Genomic DNA, 21539 nt, shown 5'->3' with positions numbered 1-21539 from the left:
GATTTCAATGGAGAAAACCCTCCCGCCGATTCCCGTCAAACGCTACTTCACGATCGGTGAGGTGGGGGAGTTGTGCGGCGTCAAGCCGCACGTGCTGCGCTACTGGGAGCAGGAGTTCACGCAACTTCGCCCCATGAAGCGGCGCGGCAACCGGCGCTACTATCAGCACCACGAGGTGCTCATGATCCGCCGCATCCGGGACCTGCTCTACGACCAGGGGTTCACCATCAGCGGCGCGCGCAACAAGCTTCAGGAACTGGTGCAGTCCGAGCGCGATCGTCGCAAGGCCGGCGACGTGCCGCTCGAAGGCCTGGAGGCCATCGAGATCGACCAGGAAGAGTTCGATGCGGCGGTGCAGGACGACATGGAGGCAACGCCGCCGCAGGCCGTGCGCACGGTCGATCTGTCGCAATTGCTCCACCTTCGGCGCGAACTGAATGAAATTCGTGAGCTGCTCACCACAAGTCACTGAATTCACGCGGCTATAATCGAGGGCTTCGGTGTGTGGCGCAGCCTGGTAGCGCACTTGCATGGGGTGCAAGGGGTCGAAGGTTCGAATCCTTTCACACCGACCAACAGAATCAAGGGGTTAGCTCTCACAAGGGGCTAACCCCTTGTGCTTTTGGCGTTCACAGACCAAAGACGGCTGCGCGGCCCCCCGCGAACTTGCTCCAGCAACTCCGTCCGTCTTTTATGATGGTGTCGCGCGTCCGGCTTGACCGGGCGTTTGCTATCACCTGCGGGTAAGCCAACGATCAGGGAAACAGCATTACGCCATGCGTTCGACTGTAGGCAGCAAACGGCACCGCAGGGTGCCGTTTGTCTTCGGGCTACAGATTGCGCTGTGTCGCGGGTCGATGCCATGCGAAAACCGGCCGTTTCAACCGTCCAGTGCCGCGCCACGGCTTGCATGCTCCGGCTCGGTGCAACCTTTCGGGTCCCGGGCGAGCGCGGCCGCCTGTTCGAGGCTGATGCCGTTGCCGAGAGGGTCGGCATGGCGATGCGCCAGACGCCATCCGCTCCCCACGCGGCGATAGACCAACGTGACGCGCAGCGACCACGCCTGGGCCGGCAAACCGCCGACTTCGACGTGTGCCCGTTCGATCGTCGCGAGAACCACCATGTCGGTCGAGGCGTATGACTGCACGAGTTCCTGCGTCAATGAGCCGTTCTTGAAGAAGCGCCCGATTTCCTCCCAGCGCTTGCTCGTGATCTGCGGGCCGTGAGTTGGCGTTCCTCCGAACGGGGACATCAGCGTGTAGTCGTCCGAATGCGTGATCAGTTCGAGGTACTGGCGAATGTCTCCGAGCATGAGGGCAGCGTTTGCCTGCTCCGATTTGCGGATGAGTTCGGCGACTACGGCGGCGAGTTCTGGATGTTGCGTGACTGGCATGTGGGTCGCTCCTGAGCGGGTTCGTTCGTTGAAAGGAAAACGTCCGTGGTCTCTCGGCGCCAGAAGGTCTCACTGCCAAGCTGCTGAATCAAGTGATACGATTTCAGCAATATGCTGCACGAGATTGATCTCGCACGCGCCGACCTGAACCTGCTGGTTCTCTTCGAAGTGGTCATGGAGACTCAACACGTCGGCCGAGCGGCGGAACGACTGAGCCTGTCACCGTCGGCGATCAGCCATGGCCTCGGCAGGCTGCGCCGCCTGCTCAACGACCCGCTTTTTCTCAAGACGCCGAAGGGCGTGGTGCCCACGGCCCGAGCGGAGGAATTGGCCGCTCCCATCCGGGACGTTCTGGCACGCGTGAGAGGCGTGATCTCCACTGCGGAGAAGTTCGATCCCGCGACGTCCAGGCGTCGCTTCACGATCGGCGCACCTGACGGGGCTTCGGCGGTGTTCCTGCCGCCGCTTCTGACCGTGTTGCGCGAATGCGCCCCCGGCATCGACATCAGCGTACGCCAGTTGCTTCCCGCACAAGCAGAAACGTCGCCAGAGCATGCATGGCGCGCCGCATTCGCCGACCTGGACGCACGCGCGATGGACATCGCCATCATCCCCACCGACGATGCCCCGGCGCGCTTCGCACAGAGGGTTCTTTACGAAGAGGACTTCGTCATCGCGATGCGCGGCGGCCATTCGTTCGCAGACAAGCCGACCGTCGACCGATTCTTCGCCTTGCAGCACCTCCTCGTGTCGCATACCGGAGATGCCTTCGGCTTCATCGACCGGCACCTGGCGGAGCAGGGCCTTTCGCGACGCATCGCGCTGACCGTTCCGAACTTCATGTTTGCCCTGGCCGTCATTGCCGAGACGGATCTGATTGCTGCGTTGCCGAGGGCATTCGTCGCCATGCATGGAGCGCGATTCGGCATCGCTGCCGTCGAGGCGCCAATACGGCTGGATCGCTTCCGCATTCGAGCCGCTACACCCAAGGTTGCGTTGCAAGACGAGGGACTGGCGTGGCTCTTTGGTGTGATTGGGACAGCAGGCACCGTGGAACGGGAGCACACGCGGCGAAGCAAGGCCAAGTTGCTGCGGCCGCGACCACGACGGCCCGCCGATCCCGCCTAGCGCGGACCCGCTTGACATGGGCGTACTCTGCGGCGCCCAAGCTGCAAGGCGTCTGCTGCGCCGCAACAAGAATGCCATCTGGCGGTTGGTCAGGCGATGGACGGCGATGCGCAATCGGCCTCGCGGCGGATCGATCAAATCTAGCCTCGGTTTGACAAGGCCCAGCGTGCGATTGGTGCTCGCCCGGCAACACGGCGGGCCCCCGCACGCGTCTTCCGTCAGCCGGCGTGATTGCCTATGATCGACTCGCTCGCAGGCGCTTCTTCCACCACCGAAGTCCTCCGCATCGATGAACGCGAATGGAGCACACAAGAAGACCCCGCGTTGCACGAGTACTGTGCGGGCAACCCTCGAGTCTTCGACGTCTGGCTCACTCGAACCCCACCCACGACCATGACCGACACCAACTCACCCGATCTGAAAGCTGGCGTCCCGCTCGAACACATTGCCGACGGTGCGATCCTGTCCGGGCAAATCGACGGCGAAGACGCGCTTCTGCTGCGCCAAGGTGACGCGTTCTACGCAATCGGAGCGCAGTGCACGCACTACCACGCGGCGCTCGCCGACGGCCTGATCTGCGGGCATGCGCTGCATTGCCCGATGCATCACTCGCAGTTCGACATCCGCGATGGCTCGGCCCTGTGCGCACCGGCACTCGACGACCTGCCCAGTTGGCGCACTGAGCAGGTCGACGGCCGGGTGTTCGCCCGCGAGCGAATCGTTGCCGCACCGCGTTCGCGCAAGAACGCACCGTTGGACGATGTGGTCATCATCGGTGGCGGCGGGGCCGGCTTGGCCGCCGCCGAGAAGTTGCGGCGGGAAGGCTACGAAGGCCGCCTCACGATGCTCAGCGCCGACGTCGACCCACCGTATGACCGGCCCAACCTGTCGAAGGATTTCCTTGCCGGCACCGCACAGGCCGACTGGATGCCGCTGAAGCCGGACGAGTGGTACCGGGAGCAGCGCATCGACCTGCGGCTGAACACGCGCGTCGAGGCGATCGACGTGGCGGCGCGCCGACTGCGCGTGGCCGGCGGCCCCGCATGTTCTTTCGGGGCGCTGCTGCTCGCCACCGGCGCCGATCCGGTTCCGATCGTGGTACCCGGCGCAGCGGAGGGCCAGATACTGAGCCTGCGCAGCTTTGACGATAGTCGTTCCATCGTTGCGCGAGCAGCATCGGCCCGTTCGGCACTCGTGATCGGTGCGAGCTTCATTGGCCTCGAGGTCGCGGCATCCCTGCGCGGTCGCGGCCTTGAAGTGCACGTCGTGGCCCCCGACGCCGTGCCGATGCAGCGCGTGCTCGGTCCGGAGGTTGGCGCGTTCGTGCGCGACCTGCACATGTCGCACGGCGTGACCTTTCATCTAGGCACGACGGTGGCACGCGTGGATGGCAAGCGCGCCACGTTGGCCGACGGCACTGTGATCGAGGTCGACCTGATCGTCGCGGGTGTCGGCGTGCGACCGTCGGTCGCGCTGGCCGAGCAAGCCGGGCTCGCGGTCGACCGGGGTGTCAGCGTCGACGCCTATCTGCAGACCAGCGCGCCGGGCATCTTCGCTGCCGGCGACATCGCGCGCTGGCCCGATCCGCATTCGGGCGAACGCATCCGTGTCGAGCATTGGGCGCTTGCGCAGCGGCAGGGCCAGGTCGCCGCGATGAACATGCTCGGGCGGCGTCAACTCTTCGACATCAGTCCGTTCTTTTGGAGCCAGCACTATGACGTGGCCATCCAGTACGTGGGTCATGCCGAACGCTGGGATGCGATCGAGATCGACGGATCGCCGTCGGCGCGCGACTGTAGCGCGGGCTACCGTCAGGGCGGCCGTGTGCTCGCCGTCGCGACGATCGGGCGCGACCTGGCCAGCCTGCGAGCCGAACGTGAGCTCGAGAACACAGTGGCTCCGGGCCAGCCCGCTTCAATCTGATCAGAGCGTTGAGGTGAATCGCCCTCTGGATGCTCGCCGACGAGGGCGGGGCGCGCCGAGTCCCGATCGGTTGTGCAAGTTCGCGTACTAGCTCCTGGTTTCAATCGCAGCGTTGGATCTCGCAAGGCTCGTACCTGTTCTGCAGACCTTACGAACTCTCGCGCAACACTGTCACCAGCAGCGTGGAATCGCGAATCGCCTGCACGGCGTGCGGTTCCCCTCCTGGAAGGGCCACCAACTGGCCGACAGCAAGCTGGCACGTTTGCCGCGGCGTGACCACTTTCGCTTCCCCAACGAGGCACTGGATCGTGATCTCGCCGGCGACGTGATGCTCGGGCAGGCCTGCGCCCGCGGGGAGGACCACCTGCATCAACTGCAGGCGATCGGTCTTGAGTAGGCTGCTGCTCATGGACGTGCCACGTTCTTCATCGGAAGCGTGAAGATCGATCACTTCCAGCAGTCGCGCGTGCTTCAAAGCCATGGTGTGCTCCTCTTGTTGAGATGAACGATCGCAACAAGCTATGCAAGACCATCTGCCGCGTATAAGATTCATTTTATAGTAATCTTATGGCTCGGCCTTGACCACACCACTGGAGAAGCACTTGCGCTCGCCCGACCTTTGTACCGAACAGGAAATTGCAGACCTGGTGCATGGCTTCTACATCAAGGTGCGCCAAGACGAGATGCTCGGGCCGATCTTCAACGCTCATATCAAGGACTGGGAGCACCATCTCGCGAAGTTGGTTGACTTCTGGTCGTCGATCTTGCGCGGCACGCGTCGTTTCAACGGCACGCCAATGCCCAAGCACGTGGCTCTGTCCGAACTGAACGCCGAGTTGTTCGAGCGCTGGCTGCGCCTGTTTCGCGAGGAGGCCTGCGCACAACCCAATCAGGCCATGGGCGAGTACGCGTACGCCCTGGCGCAGCGCATCGCCCAAAGTCTCTGGTACGGCTATCAGATGAGCCGCCGCCCGCTGACTGCACCAACGGACCTGCAGCATGACTGAACTGCTCCACATCACCGAACCCGCAAGCACGCGGACGTCGCCGCAATGGCAGGCTTTTCTTGAACTCGGATTTCGACCGTTGTACCTGGCCGGCTGCTTCTGGGCCGCTTTCTCCATCGCGCTCTGGGTGTACGCGCCGCAGCTTCTCGCGGCGACCATGCCGGGCGTTCTGTGGCACGCGCATGAGATGCTCTGGGCGTTCATCGCGACAATTGCCGTAGGTTTCTTGCTGACAGCCGCGAGCAACTGGACCGGAGTCAATCCGTTGCGCGGAGCACCCCTCGGCATCCTCCTCGCGCTGTGGTCGGCCGCGCGCATCGGCTACCTGGTGCCCGGCGCGCCGGCATTCTGGGTCGCCGCCTGCAGCGAGCTCGCCTTCTTCGCTTGGGCGGCAGCCGCATTGGGAAGGACCATCGTTGGTGCGCGCAACCGCCGCAACTACGGCCTGCCACTGCTCGTGCTGGGACTCGGCATGGCTGACGCGCTCTACCTCCTGGCAGTGCTGCAAGGCGACTACGCTCTTCTGCTGCAGCGATTCAACGCAGGCTTGCTGTGCATGGCCGTGATCGCAATGTTGGTGGCGCGGCGCGTGATTCCTTTCTTTGCCATGCGCGCCATTCCGGGACTGACGATTCCGATGCACACCCGCAGCGGCCAATGGCAGATCGGCGCCGGCGTGATTGCAGTGTTTGGCAGCCTGCTGCAGTTTCCCGCGCTCACGGCGGCTGCTCTGGCGGTGGCGGGCTGTATCGCGCTGTATCAAGTGTCGGCCTGGCGGTTGTGGGCGACGCGGCGTACGCCACTGCTCTGGATCCTCTACGTGGGCTATGCGGCGCTCGGTGCAGGAATGCTCGTGGCCGCAGCGCACGCCATGGGCTGGATCGTGCGGGCCGCGTGGCCCGTGCATGTCATCGGCGTGGCAGGGTTCTCGGTGCTCATCATCGGCATGGTGACGCGCACGGCGCTCGGCCACCTGGGCCGTCCGCTGCAGACCGACCACGCCATGGTGGTCAGCTTTGCCCTGGTGATCCTGGCTGCCGTACTGCGCCTGGCGGCGCTGCTGCCGACGGCCATCACGTCCGGTGCACTGCATGCATCGGCCGCTGCGTGGGTGCTGGCCTTTGCGCTTTACCTGTGGCGCTTCGTTCCGATGATGATCCGTCCGCGCGCTGACAGGGCCGGCGCGTTCGCGGCGTCACGCACTTCGCGCTGAACGCAGATGCTCGACCTCGCGCAGCGGAAAAAAGTTGCACGGCCCAACTCAGACCGCCCGCGCCTTCTTGCGTGCCGGCAGGTTGCGGGGCGAATGCCGCAACGACTCGTCCGTCTTGCCCGGCACGATCGCAACCGTGGGATGCTTGACCTTCGATTGCCACGTCACCTCCTGCCATAAGGGGAGGCCAAGGAGCGCGGGACTGGCGTTGGCCAGGTCCGCCAGACTGTAGCGATCCAGTTCATCCAGGAACGCCTGAGTCGCACGGGCAAGGATTGACGCCAGCTCGCATCCACCTGTCAGAACGCATTGATTGTTGGCGCCGAAGCATTCGACGACGGCAAAGTCGCTCTCGAGTTGACGGACCACCGTCCCGACCTTGATCTTGGCCGGATGCATCGCCAGCCTCATTCCCCCGTTGCGCCCGCGCACAGTCTCAACCCATCCGGTCTTGCCCAGGATGTGGGTGACTTTCATGAGGTGCGCCTGCGAAATGCCATAGGCCTGGGTGAGATCGGCAATGGTGACCAGCGATTCGGTACGGGTGGCCAGAACCAGCAGGACACGCAGCGAATAGTCGGTGAAGAGGGTCAGGCGCATAACAACGATTTTAACTATTGCTTTAGGCCTGCCACCGGTTGCGGCGGTCCGACGCTGCGCGCGCACCCGGCGACTACTGCTCGGCGGGCGATCCGGCGGGCCGCCCGGCGTAAAACTCCGCGACCACTTCGATTTCCTCGGGCGACATGACCCGGACCATATTGCGCATCTGGGCAAAGCTGTCGTTTCGCCGCTCACCGCGCTTGAATGCGTGAAGCTGTTCGAGCAGGTACACCTTCGGCATGCCCTCGAGCCTCGGCGTGCCCAACTTGTGGTCGATGCCGCCATGACAGGACACGCACGGAACGATGTTGCGCAGGGGATCGCCCACCTTCACCAGAGCCGGGGCGCCTTGCTCGCCGGCGAGGACCGGCCGTGCACGTGCTTTCGGCAACGAGCCGTAGTAGGCCGCCAGATCGTCAATGTCACGGTCAGACAAGCCGTGCGCCAGAGATTGCATGATCGCGCTCGTTCTCGCGCCTCGCTGGAAGTCGTGCAATTGCTTGATGACGACTTCGGGGTACTGCCCCGAAAGGTTGGGGGCGTTCGCTTCACTCATGCCCTGCGCGCCATGGCACATGCTGCAGAGTTGCACCGCGATGGTGGCGCCGCGCCCGATGGAGTCACGCCCGCGTGCGGATGCCATTTCCGGGCCGAGAACGACCAGAGTCGTTCCGTTGCGTGCGGGCTTGGAGGTTGCCGCCGAGGTCCAGTTGCTGGGCACGCCTGCCGCGCGGCAAATGCCGTCCCACAGCCCTCGGGCAGTGAAGTCGGGCTGCACCGAGGGCAGCAGCACGAAGCCGAGGAACAGCGAGACGAGCGCAAACCCGCCAACGCCGCAGGCGCTCCACCGGACCCAGGGATCGCGCCGTCGCGGGTGTTCCTTGGGTGCGTCCATCATTTGCCTCCGATGGATATGACGGGCACCGAGGTGTGCTCGAGGCGGGCCAGTTGCACGATCGGAAAGCCGTAGTTCACCAGCGTGAGTCCGATCATGAGGGCCAACCACAGCGCGAAGCCGTTCAATGCGGGCGGGGTGGTGGCCGGCATGTGGACCGGCGTCGCAAAGGCGTACGCAGCAGGCTCCTGCCTGGCCTTGCGTGCGCGAGCGAGGATGGCCACGAACAGGATCGCTGATGCGACCAGCATCGCACCGCCCAGTGTGCCTGCGATCAGCGTCCAGCCCTGCGAACTCAACGCGGAGTCCGAGAAATCGAAATACGACATGCGCCGTGGCATGCCCAGCAGGCCGACCCAGTGCCAGGGCAGCGTCAACACCATCATCCCGACGAACCAGAGCCACAGCTGGATCTTGATGGGGCCCTGTGCGAGGGGCCGGCATCGGGTCAGCTGCGGCCACAGGTCGTAGGCGATCATGAAGTACATGATCACGATCGCGCCCGCGAAGATCAGGTGGAAGTGGCCTGTCACCCACTGCGTGTTGTGCACCGTCTCGTTGAGTTGGTAGCTCATGTTGATGATGCCCCCCGCACCGCCGAAGCCGAGCATCACGAAGGAGAACGTGACCGCCAGCATCATCGGATTGCGCCACGGCAGGGCCTTGACCCACCCCAGCGGCCCCTTGCCGCCGCGCAGGCGCGCCGCGAGCTCCACCGAAGCCACGATGGTGAAGACGGTCAGGAAAGTAGGCACCGCGACCAGTGCCGTGAAAGCGGCGTGCAGGAACTTGAACCCTCCGCCCACCTGTGGATCGGCGAACAGGTGATGCATGCCGATGGGCATGGAAAAAACCAGGAAGAGCACGAAGGCGATGCGCCCCATGGTGTCGCTGTACAGGCGGCTGCCGATGGCGCGCGGCACGATCGTGTAGAAGGCGATGTAGCTGGGCATCAGCCAGAAGTAGACGATTGCGTGCAGCGTCCACGAGAAAAAGACGCGCGACAGGCCCGCATCGATAGTGTTCTTCCAACCGAAGGCCGCGGGCAAGATCAGCAGCAGGATCTCGATCGCAGCGCCCAGGGAAGTCCAGGCCCACAGGTAGGCGCCGGCCACATTGCCGAACATGGCCAGGGGCACCGGGACACCGCGGTTCAGCTTTTTCCAGGATGCCAGGTTGACGGACATGAGCGCGACCCAGAACCAGGAGCCCACCACCACCAACACGACGCCCAAGTAGTAGAAGGGGCTGCCGACCAACGGCGGATAGAAGGTGTATAGGACCGAAGCCTTGCCGGCGGCCACGGGAATCGAGGCCATGACGGCGCCGACGATCAGGAGCCAGAAGCCGATCCAGGCCCAGCGCAGACCCACCAGCGGCTGCTTGAGAGCCAGTTCGCAGATCGCGTAGCCGAAGCCCATGGCCACCAAGGTAGGGAAGATGTAGCCCATCGCGGTACCGTGCGCGGTGACGGAGCGGTAGTACAGCTCCGGATTTTTGATCCAGGCGCTCAGCGGACTGCGGACGAACATCTGCCACTCGCCCAGGATGATGGCGACGACGAACACCGCAAACGCGACCCCGAAGTGGGCCAGGACCAGGCGCCTAGCTTGGTACACAGTTCAGCCTTTCGTTGGCGCGAGCCTTCGCGATGAACTCGTCCGCAGGCAGCACCTGTACGCGGCCCCACATGGCCTCGTGGCCCGTGCCGCAGTACTCGTGGCAGGGCATCAGTCGCTCTCCGGCGCGCTCGAAGCGTGTCGTGAAGGTAGCGACGAAGCCCGGGACCAGCATCACATTGGCATTGGTCGTTCCGATGATGAAACCGTGGATGGCGTCGGTGGCCGTGGCCCGGAAGGTCACTGGCATGCCGGCAGGCAGCACGAGGCACTGCGGTTCGAAGGAGTACTGCTGGGCAATCAAGCGCACGGTCACCTTGCCATCGGCACCCAGTTCGGTACCCAGGTTCTCTTCGACGAACTCACCCCGGATGTGCAGCGTGCGGGGATCCACGGTTTCGACGCGTGAGGGAGGCATGGCAGCCCAGTGCAGGCCCGTGAAGACCATCACCGCCAGCAGAACCAGGACGATCGCTGCGACCAGCCTGCTCCATCGGCGCTCGGCGGCATCCGCGACGTGATGCGCTTCGGATCGGGCGCTGCTCACTGGACCGCACCCCGGGGCAGGTAGGCGAAGAGGTAGAAGGCGAAGAACATTGCGACCACGAGCAGCGTGGCAATGCCCGCGACCGCGAACGCACCCGAGGGGCCCTGGCGGACGATCTCATCGATCTGGGCATCGGTTGGTTCCCGCAAGGCGGCGTGGGGTGTGGGCATGTGCACTCCTTTGTCTTCATTCGGGAATCAGCGGCCGCAGCGGGCTGACTTGCGCTGGCTGCACCGGGGTACCGCTGTTGTCCCAGGCCACTCGGATGTACGTGACCACAGCCGCCACCTCCTGGTCGTTCAGGATGTGGGAGAAGGGTGGCATGCCATGCGGGCGCGGGTTCTTCCGGGTGCCCGGCGGGTAGCCTCCGTTGAGCACCATGCGGATCGAGTTCACCGGGGAGGGCATGGTGATGGACTGGTTGCCGGCCAGCGGCGGGTAGGCCGGTGGGAGGCCCTTGCCTTCCTCCCCATGACACATGGCGCACTGTTTCGCGAAAGTCTTGCGGCCGAGTTCCATCACGCCCGGGTCGACCAGACGTGCGCTGCTTGTGGGCGGGGGCGCGAAATCGCGCTGCGGCAGAGTCTTGAGGTACACGGCCATCGCCTTGACGTCCTCGTCCGTGAGGTACTGCAAGCTGTCGTAGACCACCTCGGCCATCGGTCCGTAGACCGTCGCGCGATGCGAGACACCGGTCTGCAGGAGGTCGGTGATGTCCTTGATGCTCCAATGGCCCAGGCCCGCTTCCCGGTTCGAGGTGAGTGAGGGGGCATACCAGTTCTGGTTGGGGATCATCCCGCCCTCGAATTCCTTGGAGGTGTTGGAGCCACCGAGCGCGTTGATGGCCGTGTGGCACATCGCGCAATGCCCGAGGCCCTGGACGAGGTATGCCCCCCGGTTCCACTCCACCGACTGCTTGAGCTCCGGTACGTATTCGCCTTGCGAGAAATACAGCGCCCGCCAGCCACGCAGGAGATCCCTGTTGTTGTAGGGGAAGCGCAGTTCGTGCGGGCGGTTGGGCTGCCTGGAGGGCGGAACCGAGAGCAGGTAGGCGAAGATGGCGTCGCAATCAGCCCGAGTGACTTTGGTGTAGGAAGCGAAGGGCATCGCGGGGTAAAGCAGCGTGCCGTCGCGCGAGACACCGGTGTGCATCATTCGATAGAAGTCGTCCGCACTCCACTGGCCGATCCCCGCCTGGTCGTCCGGTGTGATGTTGGGCACGTAGAGATTGCCGAAGGGCGTGGGCATCGCTCGGCCACCGGCGAACTGCTGCCCTCCAGGTGCGGTGTGACAGGCAATGCAGTCGCCAGCGCGTGCAAGGTATTCGCCACGATTGATCACCTGCGTTGACGCATCGAGCGCCGCGCCCCTTGCGGTGTACGGCAGACCGCCTGGCATCACGTAGAGCCAGACACCCATAGCCAACGTGAGCAGGATCACCGCAGAGGCGATCAGCTTGGGCAACGTGCGTGATCTCATTTCGTTTCTATTTCTGGCTTCCGCAAGCCAGGGGCATGCGCGGAAGGTTCGCGGCCATGGGCGATGGATCGTGCGGCAGCGGCTGAGTCGACAACCAGGTCGCGACGGCATAGACATCGTGTTCTGAGAGGCGATCCGCGATGCGCTTCATGCAATCAGGAGCCGCGGCATGGCGTCCACCGGTGCGCCAGCGGGTCAGCTGGGCCACCACATAGGCGGGACGCAGGCCAACAAGCCCGGGAATGCCCGGCTCCATACCTGTCAGGCCCGGACCATGACAGGTGATGCAGGCCGGGATCTGGCGGTTCAGATCGCCTGTCAGGGCAATGGCGGACCCGCGCATCAGGACCGCGGCTTCCACGTCGGGGCGCTGGCTCGGCTCGAACGCCGGGTGTTGCCTGGAGAAATAGTCAGCGATCTCGCGCAGGTACGCATCCGGAAGATAGGCCACGAGGTAGTTCATCGGCGGGTAGGCGCGCTTGCCGTCCCTGAAGGCCACGAGCTGGTTGTAGAGGTAGGCGGCCGGCTTGCCGGCGATGCGAGGGAAATAGGCGTTGAGAGTGCCTTGGCCACTCTGTCCGTGGCAGGTCACGCAGCCTTGGACGCGCGCCTCCATCGAGTCGGGCCGGCTGAAAGACGGCATCGCCGCTTCATCAGCGTGGCTCGGGACGCCAAGCACCAGCCACAAAGCCGCCGCCACTGCGAGGCGGACGAAATTCCGGAGGTGAGTGTGAGTGCGCCAGAGCGGCGACGCGATGCCGCCTCTGTCCCACTGCTCAGCGAGCCCGAGGTTTTGCATTGGTCGCTTCTTGTTCCAACCGCTGCTCGAGTTGCCAATCACCCAGGAAGCCGCGGGTCCTGGCCACCGGCGGTAGGCAGGACACTGGATGGGGAGTCTTGTGTGGGCGACATGAGTACTTTCCGGAGTTTGCGTGCCGGGCACGGAACGGCCAGAAGTTTAGGCAGACCACTTCGCGAGCACTAGGTGCGCCGAGATGACCACGGCGGTGAGCTTGCGGAACCAATGGCGGGCCATCGCGCTGAAGTCTCTGAGAGGTCGGTTGCGGCCGAGCGTCTTAACAACGCTTGACATCTTCTGACGTGCACGCAGTGCAGCGTACGTCGATGATGGTGCCGGAAGCATCGAACAAAGTGATCCCATGACCTCCTTGCGCGTGCAGATTCCGGATCCACAGATGAGCGGCCTGCCGCTGCCGGTCACAGCCTTCGTTGCAGCCACGAACGCCTTCGATGCCGACGCATTGGTCGGCTGCTTCGCGCCCGGGGCGTTGGTCAACGACCAGTTGCGCGACTTCTGGGGAGCGGACGCGATCCGGACCTGGGCTGAGCGCGAGATCGTCGGCGTCAAGATGACCATGCAGGTCGTGAAGGTCGTCGAGCACTTCGGCGAGGTCATCCTCACGGCGAACGTAGACGGCGAATTCGACAAGACGGGACTGCCGGGAGTTCTGACTTTGACCTTTCATTTTTCGACACGCGCAGACGGGGTCGTCCGCTTGATCATCCTCAACAACCGCCCGCGTGATTCGCTGCCGGAGATTCGAACGCTTCGAAGCGCGGTCGCAGAGGGCCGACCGCCGGACGCGGCGCCGCAGGAGTGACCGCCAGCGTTGACGACTCCGCCGACGCATCGCGGCATGTTTTTCTGCATCGGAGGAGAAGCGAGAATGTGGGTCGATTGCATAGATGAAGCCGACGCGATGACGACACCGACGACGGACCACGCCGACCGTGCCGACCAGGACGACCGAATTGCCACGTTCGGTCCTTTCCGGCTGTCCGTGGCCGAGCGGCTCCTCGAAAGGGATGGCGTCCCGGTGCGCCTCGGAGGACGCGCGCTCAGTCTGCTGATCGCGCTGGTGGCCGAGGCCGGGCAGGTTATCGACAAGCGAAAGCTCATGGCACGAGCCTGGCCGGATGTAGTGGTCGACGAGGGCAGCCTTCGAGTCCACATGGTCGCTGTGCGCAAGGCCCTGGACGACGGTGGATGGGACAGCCCGTACGTGGCGAATGTCGCCGGCCAGGGCTATTGCTTCGTCGCGCCCGTCACCTATGTTTCGCGGAGCGCGGCGCCCGCGCAAGCTCATGCGCATCCAAGTCCCGCGGCCGGCCTGCCGGCACTGATGGCACGCGTGGTGGGCCGCGATGACGCCCTGCGTGCGATCCAGGCCGAGTTGCTGCGGAAGCGGTTCGTGACCGTGGTCGGTCCCGGAGGCATCGGCAAGACGACGGTCGCCGTCTCGGTCGCGCACGCGATGTCCCGGGTTTTCGACGACGGCGCATGCTTCATCGACTTGTGTGCGGTGCACGATGCCGCCCTGGTCGCCGGGACGCTCGCGGCAACGCTGGGACTCGGCGGTCACCCTGGAGACGTTCCGCCGGGCATCGTGAACTTCTTGCGCAACAAGCACATGCTGCTCGTTCTGGACAGCTGCGAGCACGTGATCGGCGCTGTCGCGGCGCTGGCCGATCGGATATTCAAGGAAGCACCCAGGGTCCATATCCTCGCGACCAGCCGGGAGTCACTGCGCGTCGAGGGCGAGCAGGTCCATCTGCTGCTGCCGCTCGCCTGTCCGCCCGCTGGCGATTCGATCAGGGCCGAAGAAGCTCTGGCCTACCCAGCGGTGCAACTCTTCGTGCAGCGCGCGGGGGTGAGCGCCGCGCGTTTCGAACTCGGCGATGCCGACGCGCCTGCTGTGGCGAGGATCTGCCGGGAACTCGACGGCATCGCGCTCGCCATCGAGTTGGCCGCCGGGCGCCTGGACGCCTACGGCGTCAAGGGCATCGCGGCCTTGCTCAACAAGAGCATCGCAGTGCTGTGGCACGGTCGCCGCACAGCCGTGCCGCGGCACCAGACGATGAGTGCCGCTCTCGAATGGAGCTACAACCTGCTGACGATGGTCGAGCGCACGGTGCTGCGCAGGCTCTCGGCGTTCGTCGGGAACTTCTCGCTCGAAGCAGCGCAGTTCGTCGCTGGCGAGCCCGGGTTGGACGATTCGGAAGTTGTCGAGGCCGTTGCGAATCTTGTGGCGAAGTCGTTGCTGGCCAACGAAGCCAGAGGCAAGGGGATGTGCTATCGCCTGCTGGACAGCACGCGGGTGTATGCGCTGCAAAGGCTGATCGAGTGCGGCGAGTCGGCCTCGGTGGCATCTCGGCATGCGTCCTGGTTCCGCACGGCGCTTGAGCGGCGCGCGTTGCCGTTGCTCGCTACCGAGGTGGAAAGGACGCCCCTGCTGCCGCACGAGCTGCTCGGCAATGTGCGCGTCGCGCTGGATTGGAGCCTTTCCGATGGCGGCGACATGGAAGCTGGCACCGCGCTGGCCGCCGCGGCGGCGCCGCTTTTCCTCGAGATGTCGCTGCTGAGCGAATGCCGAGGCTGGATGGAGAGGGCCATCGCTTCGCTGCCCGAGGCCGCTCGGGGCTCGCGTCGCGAGATGGAGCTGCAGGCCTCGCTGGGACAGTCGCTCATGTTCACGCGTGGCAACAGCGAGGAGGTGCGGCGAGCGTTCTCGCACGGCCTTGAGATTGCCAACGAACTCCTGGATTGCGCCTACCAGTTGAGGCTGCTCGCCGGCCTCGGCACGTGCCTGCTCCGGATGGGGGATTTCACGGGCGCGCTCGACGCGGCCCGGCGCGCCGACGCGGTCGCGAGCGACATGCGCGACCCCGTGGCGTCCGGAACCGTGGATTCGATGCTGGGCGTGACGCTGGATCTGACGGGCCAGATCGCGGATGCCGAAGTGCACTGGGAAGCCGCGCTGAAGGGCAGCGGCGAGGGACATCGCATCCGCACGGCGCGCCTCGGGTTCGATCACCGCATCCATGCGCTGAGCGGCCAGGCACGATGCCACTGGCTTCGCGGCCGATGTGACCAGGCGGCTGTCCTGGCGCAACAGGCAATCGAGGAGGCCGAGTTGCTCGATCATCCCGTGACCCTGTGCATCGCGCTGATCTGGGCCGGGTCCGTGTTCCTTTGGCGGGGCGACTGGGCGCGCGAGGAAAGCGTCATCGAGAAACTGCATGCGCACGCTATGAAGCATTCGCTGTCCCCCTATGCGGCGGTGGCCATGGGGCTGCGAGGCGAGGTCGCCGTCCGGCGTGCGAGGCCCGAGCTCGGTGTCGAGTTGTTGAACGAGAGCCTGCGGTCCGTGCATGCCGATCGCTACGAGATGCGCACCGGCGTGTTCATGGGCGCGCTGGCCGAAGGCCTCGCCGAACTGGGGAAGCACTCCGAGGCTCTGGCGGCGATCGAGGAGGCGATCGCGCTCATCGAGCGTCATGGCGGCTACTCGAACATGCCGGAGGCGCTGCGTGTGAAAGGCGAGATCCTGGCCAGCATGCCGCGTGCCGACCTGCAGTCGGCAGAACAATGCCTTCTTGACGCCATCGACTGCGCGTACCGGCAAGGGGCCTTGTCCTGGGAGCTGCGGGCGTCAAACAGCCTCGCGAAGCTCTGGCTCCGGCAAGGTCGGGTCGAGCCCGCGAGACGACTTCTCGCGCCCATTCACGGTCGCTTTGCTGAAGGGCATGGCACGGTCGACCTCGTCACGGCGCGGGATCTTCTGGTGACGCTGGGATCGCCTCTTCCCTGATGCACCCCGGGGCCTTGGCTTCGTCACGGCGACCTTGGCTCGCGCGATGGCGCGCAAGCGACATGGCCGTTCGCAATGAGGCTCACGACCGACGGCCGCCGACGACGCCTTCGAACACCTGGCGGACCATCTTTCGCGCGTAGGCCGCGGAGAGTTCCTCGTACGGGATCATCAGGCGGTAGTACACCGCACCGTAGATGGCATCCACCAGCGCATCGGCATCGATGTTCGCGGCCAACTGGCCCTCTGCCTGGGCTTCGACGATGACGGCCATGGCCTGCGCGCGGCGGGGCGCGATCCAGTTGTTCTGGAACGCCTGCAGCAGCTGCGGGTCCGACTGCGCCGCCGCGAGGAGATGGCGCAGCAGGTCCCCGCGGCCCCCCTTGAGCGCCGCCACCAGCTGTCGAACTGAATCAACGAAGGTTTCCTCGACGCGAGGCTTGCGGCGGTAGCGGATCTTCGGACCGACCTCGGCCAGGAAGGCATCCATCACGATGCTCGCCGCATTGGGCCAGCGACGATAGATGGAGGTCTTGGCCACGCCGCTGCTCGCGGCGATGCGCTCAATCGTGGCGAACGGTGCACCGCCTTCATAGGCCAGCGCAAGGGCGGCAGCGCGCACCGCGCGCGTGACCTCCGCGCTGCGCGGACGGCCGGCGGTCAGCTTGGAGCGGGTGGTGGTGGGTGACGTGGACATGATGAGTCGGCGTAGTTCGAGCGGCTGGCAGTCCAACTTGATCCAATTACGATACGCATCGTAGTCACCGGCAACGCTGATCGGAATCGTACCTTTCTATTAGTTGGTTCTCTCGAAGGTGCCACGCCGCCGCAACCCAAGAGCCTCGCCATAGCCGTTCGATTGTCGAATCGTTCGGCGGGACAAGCCTGTGCCGCGCCAGGTTCAAGTTCTAGGGATGAATCAACTCCAGCCCGAGCCGGTCCAGGCTTTCTTCTGTTCCGCGCATGCGCTGGGCACGGTCTTCATGTCCGTCCAGGTAGACGAGCTGCTCGCTGTAGACCATGCGAGTGCCGCCCTGGTGGGCAAAGAATTCGACCGTAACGAGCGAAACCGACAGCCGCCGTGCATCGACCTGAATGTCGTAGGCAAAGACGATGCGCCGCCCGGCGACGATGTCGAAGAACACTTTTTCGATCTGCTGAATGCGTCCGTCGGGATAGACGACCCGATGCGTCTCATGCCCGAACGGCCGGAAGTCCAGACGGTAATCAGTCGTGTGCTCGGCGTGGCAGTCGGACCAACGGCGCTTGGCCTCCGGATCGGCCCAGGCCTGGAACACCGATTCAGGCGTGGCGTCGAACTCGCGTTCTATGACGAAGTCGGTGTGCGCGCTCGGGATGTGCTTCATCGCGTGGCCTTGCCTTTCTGCTCGGCCAGATAGGCGTCGAGCCGGTCGAACTGTGCATTGAGTAGCGTCTTGCGCTTCGCGACCCAGGCCTCCATGGCGTCGAGCGCCTTGGGTTCGGCTTTGTAAGTGCGCACGCGGCCGGTCTTCTGGGAGGCAACGAATCCGCCCAACTCAAGCACGGCCAGGTGCTTGACTGCCGAGGGCAGCGCGATGCCAAGCAGTTCAGCCAGTTCGGACACCGATGCGTGTCCTCGGCTCAGGCGGTCGAGCATGCCGCGGCGATGCCCGTCGGCCAGCGCAAAGAACATGCGGTCGAGGCGTGCGGGCTCAACGATGGCCCGCATTTCAGACGCTCGCCCGGTCGAAGACGTGCCGAGGCAAGCCGTCACGCCCAGGATAGAACTTGAAGTAGGGCCTTGCCTGATCGATGGTGAGCGCAACCGAGGGATGGTCCATCAAGCGTTCGAAATAGGCCGCCAGGCGGACGTGCTGCGGTGGCAGCGGCACGTAAGTCACTGCATAGAACAATGCCGGTGCCGCGGCGCAGTCGGCCATGCTGAACGCATCGCCGATCACCCAGGTGCGCCCTGCGAGGTGGCGATCGATGAACGCGTAGGCCGACGACAGACCCTGTCGCGCCTGGGCTGCGCCGCGTGCGTCGCGCTCACCTTCTGGTCGCAAAAGGTCGGCGGTCAATGCCTGCATCGGGGTCATCACGTGCAGGTCGAACAAGCGGTCCCACAAGCGCACGTCGAGGGCGGCGTCCGGAGCATCCGGGATGAGCGTGCGCCCTGGGCGTGCGTAGTGACGCTGGAGATACTCGATCATGATGCTCGATTCGGGCACGGGCCGAAGACGGTCCATCAAGAGCGGCATCTTGCCCGTCGGCCACCGTGCCAGGTGCGACGCCCGCTCTTCGGGATCCCCCAGATTGAGGATCCGCTTGTCCACCTCGATGCCCAACACGTCGATCGCGATAAGAACCTTGTGACAGTAGGACGAGAGCGGGTGGTAGTGCAGCGTGAGATCGTTCATAGGATTGCCAATACTTTCCATGATTGGAAAGTATCAGCTCGACAACCAGTGGCGTCAAGCGCCGCTTTCGGTCGCCCGCACCTCGCTCGGCGGGTTTCAGCAGGCGGGATGATGCGCGGTGTCTCCAATGTGACTCGATGTGGAATGCGGGTGCCCTCCGGCTAGGGAAAACCACGTCCTTGTGACATCGAGTCACCCATAGCATCAATTGGCAATAACACCAAACGGAGACAAACAAATGAGGCTTTACGAAAAGCTGGCGGCTTGTGCCGCCGGTACGACCTTGTGCGTCTTTCTCGCCGCCTGTGGTGGTGGTGGAGGCGGGGGATTCTTCCCCCCTCCCGCACAATCAAAGGGCCAGGCGCAGATACTTCCGTTGTCGACGCGGGCCGATATGGTTTCAGGCGGATCGGCATTGGTCGAAATCAAGATGCCGACCGGGTCTTCGACTTCTGCCATGAAAGTCACGCTCGGCTCCGCGGACGTGACGACTGCGTTCAAGCAAACCCGAGGTGACGGGCGCACGGTCGGCCTCGTGACCGGGCTGGCAAATGGCGCCAACACGCTCAAGGTGACGTCCACGGACGATTCGTTTCGCGGCGCATCGCTCACTCTGACAAACCACCCGATCGGTGGACCCGTGCTGGTGAGCACCCAGGTCACACCCTGGGTCTGCGCCACTCCTGTGCCGACTGCGGCAACGGCATCAACGGCAGCAACCAACGCGAGCGGCCTGTCGACGACCGCAACTGATGCGCAATGCAACATCGCGACCGAGACCAAGCTGTTCTATCGAACACTCACTCCGCAGACTGCGGCTGCCGGCGACGGTGGTTGCTCGTTCTTGCTGCCTGACCCCTCGCCGACGATCGCCAATCCGAACCCCTCGACCCCGTCGAGCTCGTGCCTGCAGCCCTATGTGCCAGGCACTACGCCGATGGCGTCCGTTGCAACGACCACGCCGCTTGGCGCGACGGCCGCCGTGCCCTACATCGTCAGGGTCGAGCGCGGCACGGTGAATCGCGGCATCTTCGACATCGCCGTGCTGTTCGATCCGGCCAAGCCATGGACTGCCAATGCGCCCCAGGCGCAGTGGACCGGCAAGGTGGTCTACTCGTTCGGCGCCAGCACGGGTCAGCCGCGGCTGCAGTTCCGCACCGAGCAGAACTGGGCGGACGACAGCGCACTCTCCCGCGGCGTGATGGTCGTCGACAACAGCCTGACCGATTCGCTCTACAACTCGAATCGCATCCTGGCCGGCGAGACCGTCATGATGATGAAGGAATACATCACCAAGTACTACGGCGAGATCAAGTACACGATGGGGAACGGATGCTCCGGCGGATCGATCGGGCAAAACACCGTGGCCTCGACGTTCCCTGGTCTCCTCGACGGCATCCAGGTGCAGTGCGACTATCCCGACTCGATCACGACAGGGATCGAAGTGGCGGATTGCGTCCAACTCGTGAATTTCTACGCGGGCGCTGCCTGGGGAAATCTCGTGGCGACCGAAGGGCTGACGCAGGCCCAGATCAACGCCAAGAAGACGGCCATCAACGGCCACCTCGACCAAACGGGCTGCCATTCGTGGGTCAACTCCTTCGGCTACAACAACAAGCCGGGCAACTACACGCCGACGTTTGTCGCCGACGCTGCCGGGCATCTCGTCGCCGGTCCGTCGTCAAACAACAATTGCAAGCTGCCGCCAAGCCAGGTCTATGACCCGGTGACAAACCCAACCGGCCCACGTTGCGGCGATCCTGATCTCGCAGTCGCCGTGTGGGGTCTCGCGCCGGGAACGACGCGTGCGAATCAGACCAACGACAACGTCGGCGTGCAGTACGGCCTGAAGGCGCTGCTCTCCGGAGCCATCAACGCCGAGGAATTCGTGACGCTGAACGAAGGGGTCGGCGGCAGCGACGCGGACTCCAATCTGACGACGACCCGCTCGGTGGCGGATGCGGCCGGGCTGCAGATCGCCTATCAAAGTGGCATCGTTTCGAGCGGCGCGCAGCTTTCGAAGCTGCCGATCATCGATCTACGCGGCTACGACGAAGGCGGCATTCACTACATCTGGCGAAGCTTTGCCGAACGCGACCGCCTCGACCAGGACGGCGGTGGTCATGGCAACCAGGTGATGTGGCGCTTCGGAACCGGCTTGGTCGCGCCCGCGCCGCTCACGCTCCAGTCCTTCCTGATGATGGACACCTGGCTTTCCAGTCTGGTCACCACGGCACCGAAGGCCACGCTGAACAGCGAACGCACGTCGGCCCAGGTCCTTGCGTCCAAGCCTTCGACGGCATTCGACTATTGCTACCTGAGCACGGACACCACCTTCTCGACCAAGGTGACTGACCAGGCGATTTGCGATGCGGACCCCAAGCTCGCGATCCATTCTTCGCCGCGGCAGGTCTCCGGAGGCCCGCGCGCCGAGAACATCCTCAAGTGCACACTGAAGCCGCTGAATTTCGGCGAGTACCCTGGCATCACTTTCACAGGGACGCAGCAAGGCCGTCTGCAGGCCGTGTTCAGCACTGGCGTGTGCGACTACACCAAGCCGGGCGTCGGCCAGCAGGCGCCTGCCTCGCCTCGCACATATGTGGGCGGCCCAGGGGGCGTGCCCCTGACGGCAGCACCGCAGTCCACGCCGATCTGATCCTGGCTCTCCATCCGGGCCGGTTCGCCGGTCCGGGATGGAGAAAGGGACGAAAGCGGTC

Annotated in this window: 21 protein-coding genes and 1 tRNA gene; 9 read left to right on the top strand and 13 right to left on the bottom strand. The window is 64.5% G+C overall.

The genetic code is table 11. From position 1 onward, the window contains the following. Positions 1-7 precede the first annotated feature (7 nt). Positions 8-472 (top strand): MerR family transcriptional regulator, encoded by a 465-nt coding sequence (locus QTH90_RS06855; protein WP_286663742.1) that lies wholly within the window; start codon positions 8-10, stop codon positions 470-472. Between the two features lie 26 nt (positions 473-498). Then, positions 499-575 (top strand) — tRNA-Pro (locus QTH90_RS06850). Between the two features lie 305 nt (positions 576-880). On the opposite strand, the gene QTH90_RS06845 is transcribed toward QTH90_RS06850, so the two are convergent. Beyond that, positions 881-1393 carry a YybH family protein gene (locus tag QTH90_RS06845; RefSeq protein ID WP_286663741.1) on the bottom strand — a complete coding sequence of 171 codons (513 nt, stop codon included), beginning with the start codon at positions 1391-1393 and terminating at the stop codon, positions 881-883. 111 nt (positions 1394-1504) lie between these two features. Between QTH90_RS06845 and QTH90_RS06840 the strand changes: the two genes are divergently transcribed. After that, complete coding sequence (locus QTH90_RS06840) at positions 1505-2521, top strand: LysR family transcriptional regulator (RefSeq protein ID WP_286663740.1); 1017 nt, start codon at positions 1505-1507, stop codon at positions 2519-2521. Positions 2522-2914: 393 nt separating this feature from the next. Further along, the gene (locus QTH90_RS06835; protein ID WP_286664483.1) at positions 2915-4444 is read left to right on the top strand and encodes an FAD-dependent oxidoreductase; all 1530 of its coding nucleotides are present in this window, start codon (positions 2915-2917) and stop codon (positions 4442-4444) included. A gap of 148 nt (positions 4445-4592) precedes the next feature. Here QTH90_RS06835 and QTH90_RS06830 read toward each other — a convergent pair whose 3' ends face one another. After that, complete coding sequence (locus tag QTH90_RS06830; protein ID WP_286663739.1) at positions 4593-4925, bottom strand: cupin domain-containing protein; 333 nt, start codon at positions 4923-4925, stop codon at positions 4593-4595. Positions 4926-5046: 121 nt separating this feature from the next. Here QTH90_RS06830 and QTH90_RS06825 point away from each other — a divergent pair, with 121 nt between their 5' ends. Both QTH90_RS06825 and QTH90_RS06820 read left to right on the top strand, forming a co-directional pair. Further along, entirely contained in the window at positions 5047-5451 is a 405-nt protein-coding gene (locus QTH90_RS06825; RefSeq protein WP_286664482.1) for a group III truncated hemoglobin, read from the top strand. Next, positions 5444-6664, top strand: a complete 1221-nt coding sequence (locus tag QTH90_RS06820) for an NnrS family protein (RefSeq protein WP_286663738.1) — start codon at positions 5444-5446, stop codon at positions 6662-6664. Before QTH90_RS06825 ends, QTH90_RS06820 begins: the two co-directional genes overlap by 8 nt. A gap of 48 nt (positions 6665-6712) precedes the next feature. On the opposite strand, the gene QTH90_RS06815 is transcribed toward QTH90_RS06820, so the two are convergent. The 7 genes from QTH90_RS06815 to QTH90_RS06785 form a co-directional block, all read right to left on the bottom strand. Beyond that, positions 6713-7264 carry an RrF2 family transcriptional regulator gene (locus tag QTH90_RS06815; protein ID WP_286663737.1) on the bottom strand — a complete coding sequence of 184 codons (552 nt, stop codon included), beginning with the start codon at positions 7262-7264 and terminating at the stop codon, positions 6713-6715. 73 nt (positions 7265-7337) lie between these two features. Then, complete coding sequence (locus QTH90_RS06810; RefSeq protein WP_286663736.1) at positions 7338-8162, bottom strand: c-type cytochrome; 825 nt, start codon at positions 8160-8162, stop codon at positions 7338-7340. Further along, positions 8162-9781: a cbb3-type cytochrome c oxidase subunit I gene (locus tag QTH90_RS06805; protein ID WP_286663735.1), complete on the bottom strand. Its 1620-nt coding sequence runs from the start codon at positions 9779-9781 to the stop codon at positions 8162-8164. The genes QTH90_RS06810 and QTH90_RS06805 overlap by 1 nt, the downstream gene beginning before the upstream one ends. Next, on the bottom strand, positions 9768-10328 hold the full coding sequence (locus QTH90_RS06800) for a cupredoxin domain-containing protein (protein ID WP_286663734.1): 561 nt from the start codon (positions 10326-10328) through the stop codon (positions 9768-9770). The genes QTH90_RS06805 and QTH90_RS06800 overlap by 14 nt, the downstream gene beginning before the upstream one ends. Further along, complete coding sequence (locus QTH90_RS06795; protein WP_286663733.1) at positions 10325-10498, bottom strand: hypothetical protein; 174 nt, start codon at positions 10496-10498, stop codon at positions 10325-10327. Before QTH90_RS06795 ends, QTH90_RS06800 begins: the two co-directional genes overlap by 4 nt. A gap of 16 nt (positions 10499-10514) precedes the next feature. After that, entirely contained in the window at positions 10515-11726 is a 1212-nt protein-coding gene (locus tag QTH90_RS06790) for a c-type cytochrome (RefSeq protein ID WP_444814708.1), read from the bottom strand. Positions 11727-11814: 88 nt separating this feature from the next. Beyond that, positions 11815-12606 (bottom strand): c-type cytochrome, encoded by a 792-nt coding sequence (locus tag QTH90_RS06785; RefSeq protein ID WP_444814681.1) that lies wholly within the window; start codon positions 12604-12606, stop codon positions 11815-11817. 361 nt (positions 12607-12967) lie between these two features. Here QTH90_RS06785 and QTH90_RS06780 point away from each other — a divergent pair, with 361 nt between their 5' ends. Both QTH90_RS06780 and QTH90_RS06775 read left to right on the top strand, forming a co-directional pair. Beyond that, a complete protein-coding gene (locus tag QTH90_RS06780) occupies positions 12968-13429 on the top strand; it encodes a nuclear transport factor 2 family protein (RefSeq protein WP_286663731.1) in 462 nt (153 codons plus the stop codon). A gap of 99 nt (positions 13430-13528) precedes the next feature. Continuing rightward, positions 13529-16420 carry an ATP-binding protein gene (locus QTH90_RS06775; RefSeq protein ID WP_286663730.1) on the top strand — a complete coding sequence of 964 codons (2892 nt, stop codon included), beginning with the start codon at positions 13529-13531 and terminating at the stop codon, positions 16418-16420. Positions 16421-16502: 82 nt separating this feature from the next. On the opposite strand, the gene QTH90_RS06770 is transcribed toward QTH90_RS06775, so the two are convergent. The 4 genes from QTH90_RS06770 to QTH90_RS06755 form a co-directional block, all read right to left on the bottom strand. Further along, positions 16503-17117, bottom strand: a complete 615-nt coding sequence (locus QTH90_RS06770; RefSeq protein ID WP_286663729.1) for a TetR-like C-terminal domain-containing protein — start codon at positions 17115-17117, stop codon at positions 16503-16505. Positions 17118-17328: 211 nt separating this feature from the next. After that, entirely contained in the window at positions 17329-17787 is a 459-nt protein-coding gene (locus QTH90_RS06765) for an SRPBCC family protein (RefSeq protein WP_286663728.1), read from the bottom strand. Then, complete coding sequence (locus tag QTH90_RS06760; protein ID WP_286663727.1) at positions 17784-18131, bottom strand: ArsR/SmtB family transcription factor; 348 nt, start codon at positions 18129-18131, stop codon at positions 17784-17786. Before QTH90_RS06760 ends, QTH90_RS06765 begins: the two co-directional genes overlap by 4 nt. A 1-nt stretch (position 18132) precedes the next feature. Next, a complete protein-coding gene (locus QTH90_RS06755) occupies positions 18133-18822 on the bottom strand; it encodes a glutathione S-transferase family protein (RefSeq protein WP_286663726.1) in 690 nt (229 codons plus the stop codon). A 238-nt stretch (positions 18823-19060) separates the two neighbouring features. Here QTH90_RS06755 and QTH90_RS06750 point away from each other — a divergent pair, with 238 nt between their 5' ends. After that, a complete protein-coding gene (locus QTH90_RS06750; RefSeq protein WP_286663725.1) occupies positions 19061-21478 on the top strand; it encodes a DUF6351 family protein in 2418 nt (805 codons plus the stop codon). Positions 21479-21539 lie beyond the last annotated feature (61 nt).

This window comes from Variovorax flavidus, assembly GCF_030317145.1.
GTDB classification, from domain to species: Bacteria; Pseudomonadota; Gammaproteobacteria; order Burkholderiales; family Burkholderiaceae_C; genus Variovorax; species Variovorax flavidus.
The sequence above is the reverse complement of the archived record's forward strand: the minus strand, read 5'-3'. Positions and strand labels throughout refer to the sequence as shown.